The organism is Kiritimatiellia bacterium (genome assembly GCA_028715905.1).
Classification (GTDB): Bacteria; Verrucomicrobiota; Kiritimatiellia; order JAAZAB01; family JAAZAB01; genus JAQUQV01.
Window position 1 is genome coordinate 1 of record JAQUQV010000097.1, and the last position, 5,616, is coordinate 5,616.

Below are 5,616 nucleotides of genomic sequence, written 5' to 3' on the forward strand. Positions count from 1 at the left end.
TGCGGCTCCACTTCCGCGAAAACAACCGTCGCCCCGAGCGAATAGGCCTGCAGGCAGGAAGCCCAGTAGGTTATGCTCGGCGAAATGATTTCGTCGCCCACGCCGACCTTGCATCCGTACATGGCGCAATGCAGCGCCGCCGTGCCGGAACAGCAGCCCAGGGCGTATTTGACGCCTTCCCAGGCCGCAAACTGTTTTTCAAAATCCATGGTAACATCGGTGCCCGACATGGCGCCGCGGCGCAAAACATCCAAACATGCCCGTTCATCCTCCCGGGTAATCACGGGCCATTTGAACATTGCGGCCGGAATGTTCTTTTTCAAAGATTTCGGACCACCCAGCAAAGCCAGTTTTGAGCGCGGCATATGATTATCTCCTTTCAAATTGCGGCATCTCCGCCGGACATTGATTTTAACGTCGGATGCCATTTAACAATTTTTTTCGCGGGATGCGAACGGCATTTTTCAGCATAAATGCAACTATTTCGGACATGGCGCCGGGAAAGCCCTTAACCCGGGTTAATGTTCCGGCCGGCCCGGCCCGCCCTGCGTCGTATTCGCCGCGGCGGGCGCAATGCCGGCCGGATTGGCGAAGGCGGACTGCGGCAAACCGCGATAAACGCTGGGCGACAACCGCGTCATGGCCTTGAAAGCGCGCTCAAAAACGGCCCGGCCGCGGAAGCCGACCGACTCGGAAACCGCCTCTATTTTCAAGCCCGGGCGCTGTTGCAGTATTTTGCCCGCTTCCGCTACACGCCGCTGGATAACATAACGTTTCGGACCAATCCCGTAGTACTGCTTGAAAATGCGGTTGAGATGGCGCGCGGATAACCCGAATTTTTTTGACAGCGCTTCCAGCGGCAAAGGCCCGCGAAAATGTTCCCCGATATAAACCGAGAGCCGGGAAATAAGCGGATGGCAGCGCAGGCGCAGGCACGGCTGCCGGGACAGGCGCCTGACGAGCAGAAACAACGACTCGGTTTGTTCCTTCATCATCTCCTGCCATCCGAAAAGCCGCCGTTTTTCCTCCTCAATGATACGGTTCAAGGCCAGCTCCAGATAAGGCATGTCCCGCGCCGGCGCCCGGAAACAAGGTGAAAAGTTTTTCGGACAGCCGGCAAACAGCCGCGTGGCGCGCGTGTATTCCGGCGCCACCATGACGCGGCAATGCTCGCACGATTCGCTGGACACAAAGGAATGCACCTTCCATGGGAGCACCACCAGGCAGGCCGGGCCGACAAATTCGTAATTACAGCCGGAAATCTGGTAAATGCCGCGGCCCTTCCTTATATAATGCAGTTCCAATTCCGGATGACATTTTAACGAAAAGGGATTACCGGCAATATCGGCCCAACCAACCTTGAGGGGGACTTCGCCGGTCTGAAAGATATTTTCAACCTTGCCCCCGCGCGGCGGCGGACCGCCGGACTTTGCTTTTTTTTTCCCGCGCGCAACCGGCCCGGCGTGCGGCCGCCGGTTCTTTTTCCTTTTCGCCCTCATAACATCTTTCGTCCGGCGCCTCTTGTTTCCAGGGCAATTGCCTTCCGGCGATACGCAGAGGGCGTCATATGTTCCATCATTTTAAACGCCCGCTCAAAGACCGCGTTATCGGCGAAACCGAGCGACTCGGAAACGGCGGCAACGTTCACGGCGGGATTTTGCGCCAGTATTTTCTTGGCCTCTATAATCCGGCGCTGCAAAATATAGTGTTTTAATCCGATTCCCATGGTTTTTGCAAATACGGCCGTCAAGTAGCCCTGGGAATACCCGAACTTTTCGGCGATGGCGCTGATCCGCAGTCCGGCTTGAAAATGCTTTTCCACGCAGGCGGCCAATTGCAAGACAAGTCTGTGCTCCCGGGAAGGCGTTTGCGGCGAATTGGTTTTGCGAAGCATCATCAGAAGCAGCGCGTTTAGTTCCGCGCGGCAAATATCCTTCCAAAAAGGCGCCTTTGCCTTTTTTTCCCCGATTATGCGATTGAGCCCGGCCTCCAAATAGTCGGCCTCCCGGTCGGTCATCTTTGCCTGGCACGGCAGGTTGACGCAGGAGGCCGGCAGAAATGCGGGCGCGAACAAGAGCAGACAGCGCCGGCACCGCATGCTGGAAGCAAAACCGTGGACCGCTCCGGGATGAATAAAAAGACAGGTGTTTTTACCAAAGGCATAATTTCTGCCGTTAATCCAGTATAAGCCGCGCCCCTGTTTAATAAAATGAAACTCGCATTCCGGATGGCAATTCAGCCGGAACGGCCGGCGATCGTTAAGCCAAAAGGCGCTGACCTGGAAGTCGTCCCCGGAGAATATCTTCTCAAAAACAACCTTTTTCAAAATCACCCCTCTGCCCGCGGCCGGCGCAAAGCACAAAATTAAGGTTTAAATTTCCAGGCGTCACGGGTTGTCCGTCGCCGCGGCGGCTTGCCCCTGCAATTCCGCCGGCGCCGCCGGCGGAAGCCTTAAATCGCACCGGCGCGCCGAATTTTCCATCTGCCACGAGGCCGCCGCCGATGTGGCGAAAACAATAAAGCAAACGAGACCGGCCAAGGCAACCGCATTAATCGCCCTCCCGATCCCGGCCTTCCGCAGAACGAGCGCCAGCCAGAAAAGGAAAAACGCAAAAACGGCCGCGGCGCTCCTCTGCGGGCACGCGAGATAAAAATGCCAGAAGAATACCACCCTTTGCCAGGGCAGCCGCGCGTGATTGCCGCCGGTTTTGCGGGCCGAGGCAATTTTCAGATTATGCTCAAGATCCGGCTGATAACCGAGGTAGCGTTCCGCCCTCTCAAAAACGCCAACGGCAAGTTCATCCCGCCCGGCCCGGAGCAGGGCCGTCCCCATATTGTAAAAAAGCGGGCCGTTGCGCACGCCGGCATCAACCAGCCGCTGATAAATTTCAGCCGCGCGCAGGTAATCGGCGGATGTTCGCGCCGTCTGCATGGCGGCATTGGCCTCTTCCCAGATAAAATTACGATCCGAGGCATCCAGTCCGAATGCGCTCACGCCAAGCAGCAGGAACAGAATGACAACCGCGCCCGCCGCCTTGTTTTTTCCCAGCCGGTCAAGCTCTTTTTCAATGCGTTTAATCAATCCGCGCATGCCGCGGCAGTCTTCCGCCATGTTCCCGGCAACCCGCGCGCCGGCAAAGCCGGTGTTGAAATATTTTTCATACAAAGCGCCGAAATCCCCGGCAAGATTTTCACTGACGCCGTGCGCGGAAAGCAAACGGACGGTTTCGGCCGGCGTAAGCGCGGCGGTTTCGCCCCCCAAACGTTCTCCGAGGTATTTCCGCGCCGTCCGGCAAACCAACGCGGCGGCCTGCGGCAAATCCTTTTGCCCGATCCGGGCGGCGGCACGCAGTCCCCTGTATGCCCGGTCCTTGGCGGAGCGCACGCGCCGGACACGAATTATTCTCCGGCCGGAACGCCTGATAAATCCGAGCAGAACAACCGCGAAATAAAGGGCCGGCCCGGCCCCCGCCAGCAAAAACAATCTTGGGCCGCCCAGCAGACCGGCCGGCGCGGCGCCGGCATTATCCAGGCGGATGGGCGCCGGCGCCGCCTGCCGCAAATCCGCCGCGTCTTCCCCGCGCCGGCCGGCGTGATTTGTCGCGCCGATAATCTGCGCCCCGGTAACCTCGGCGCCGCGCCGCACCCGCACGGGAATGGGATCGGTGAAAATTTTCCTGTAACCGCGGCCGACAACGTCATAGTAGGCGACTTCTATCGGCGGGATTTCAAAACGGCCGGCCTGGGAGGGCCGGATGGTGTACAAAAACTGGTTGTAAGTCCCCTTCTTGACGGATTGAGCGGTGTTGTCGTAAATCGTGAAACGCTCAAGCAGATTGGTTTGCAGGCTGAGTTTCGGCGGAAACATTTTGTCAAGCCTGACCGGGCCGGAAGCAGTCAAGGTCAAGGTGAGAGGATCGCCCAGGTTGCATTCGGCCGTGTCCAGGGCGGCCTTGACAACCAGATTGCTGCCAATTGCGCCGCTGTAGGATTCCGGCCGGCCTTCTTCCGGCGGGGGAATGATCCTGACCGTGCAGGCCGGCCCCACCGCGAAAATATCCGCCCCGACCGCCCGGCCGTGTTCATCCAGCCGCTCCGGAACGCCGCCCTTAAAAATAACGGGGCCAAAGACATAATTCCCTTCTTCCTGCGGAACATAATCAAACTGCAGGCTGTATTCGCAATAAGACCGGTTGTTAATCTGAACCGTTTTTCTGGGCAGGGAAAACTTCGCCTTGCGCGGCTCGCGCAGGAACATGCTGCCGATATCAAAGGGATCGGAGGCCAGCGTAAAGCGGTTGATGGTAACGCCGGGCTGGTTCCAGTGCGGAGCCAGGCAGCCGGTCAGGAGGCGGCGCACATCGGGACCGGTTAATCCGGCCAGTTCCTGGTCCAGCCAGGGAATGGTCAGCGCGGGGGGATTATCGGGAAAAAGGGGTTCAAAACCGGCGGCGGCGCCCGGCAGACATTGTATCTTAAAGTTGAGCGTCACGGAAAAAGGCTCGTCAATCAAGGCCGTTTCGCGCGAGGCGGTTACGGACAAAATCACCCGGTCCTGTTTTTCAATATCGGTAACCATGACCACGGGACCGGCCGCCGCTAATAATTTCCCGTTGATTTTGGCGGTGATGGGGCCGGCCTGGAACCGGCCGGGAACAAGCGGCGTAATCTCGTAGCTGGAAACAAAACCGCTGAAGCCCTCCCGGGTTATCCGGCCGTTGATGATGGTAATCTGGTAATTGCTGATATTGCGGCTGCCGAGCGGGCGGATATTGGCGTTTTTCAGTCCGCTGAAATCAATTTCGGCTGGATCGCCGGAACCGGAAACGGTGATTTCAAGAATGAACGATTCGCCGATATAAATCCGGTCCCGGTTGGCGGTTACCTTCATGCCGGGCTCTTCGGCGCATACCAGACTGCTGGTCAAAATAGTTATGCAGGCAATCGTGCTGATGTAACATCGCAAGCTTGCCATATAAGGCACATAGGTACATAGGCACAAAGGCACAAAGTTAATTTTTGATTGATTTCTTTCCATCGCTTTACTGCTTCTGACTATGTGCCTTCTGCCTTTGACCCTTTGTGCCTGCTTCTACCAGTCGCGCTCAACGGGGGAAGGCGGAATATATTCGTTGCGTTTTTTTTCTTTCTGGTATTCCTTCTCCCTTTGCCGGGCCTTGTCAAGAAGCGCGCGCGCCTGTTCCGGCGACATTTCTTTTTTGTCTTTTTCCTCCGGTTCCGACGGCTGCTCACCGGGCGGAGGTTGCTTTTGTCCGTCTTCTCCGGAAGGCGGAGGCGGCTCCTGCTTGTCGGGTTGCGGCGGAGGCTCCTCGGACGGCTTCTGTTGTTGCTCCTGCTGGTTATCCTTTTGTTGTTGATCCTGTTTCTGCCGGTCCTGCTGCTGGGGCTTGTCCTTTGAAAGCAGCTTTTCAATTTCCTTCAAGAGATCATAAGCGCGGCGCTGTTCCGGGAGGGAAGACCCCAAATTTTCCGCGGCCAGGAACCGGGCGGACTTGGCCTGCTTCTGGAGGGCCTGTTCCGCAAGAAACAGGATGTTGGTGCGCATTTCCGGGGTAATCCGGGCCGCATCATTCGTGGAAGGCGGCGTATTTTCCG

5 protein-coding genes are annotated in these 5,616 nt (G+C 57.5%); all 5 read right to left on the bottom strand.

Features of this window, described 5'->3' with window-relative positions; genetic code table 11:
• The coding region (locus tag PHP98_11530) for a DegT/DnrJ/EryC1/StrS family aminotransferase (GenBank protein ID MDD5484259.1) at positions 1–365 on the bottom strand (365 nt) is incomplete at its 3' end.
• A 153-nt stretch (positions 366–518) separates the two neighbouring features.
• Entirely contained in the window at positions 519–1,499 is a 981-nt protein-coding gene (locus tag PHP98_11535; GenBank protein ID MDD5484260.1) for an AraC family transcriptional regulator, read from the bottom strand.
• Complete coding sequence (locus PHP98_11540; GenBank protein MDD5484261.1) at positions 1,496–2,326, bottom strand: AraC family transcriptional regulator; 831 nt, start codon at positions 2,324–2,326, stop codon at positions 1,496–1,498. The genes PHP98_11535 and PHP98_11540 overlap by 4 nt, the downstream gene beginning before the upstream one ends.
• Before the next feature lie 60 nt (positions 2,327–2,386).
• Positions 2,387–4,975 carry a BatD family protein gene (locus PHP98_11545; GenBank protein ID MDD5484262.1) on the bottom strand — a complete coding sequence of 863 codons (2,589 nt, stop codon included), beginning with the start codon at positions 4,973–4,975 and terminating at the stop codon, positions 2,387–2,389.
• 117 nt (positions 4,976–5,092) lie between these two features.
• A partial coding sequence (locus PHP98_11550) for a hypothetical protein (protein MDD5484263.1) occupies positions 5,093–5,616 on the bottom strand: 524 nt, incomplete at its 5' end.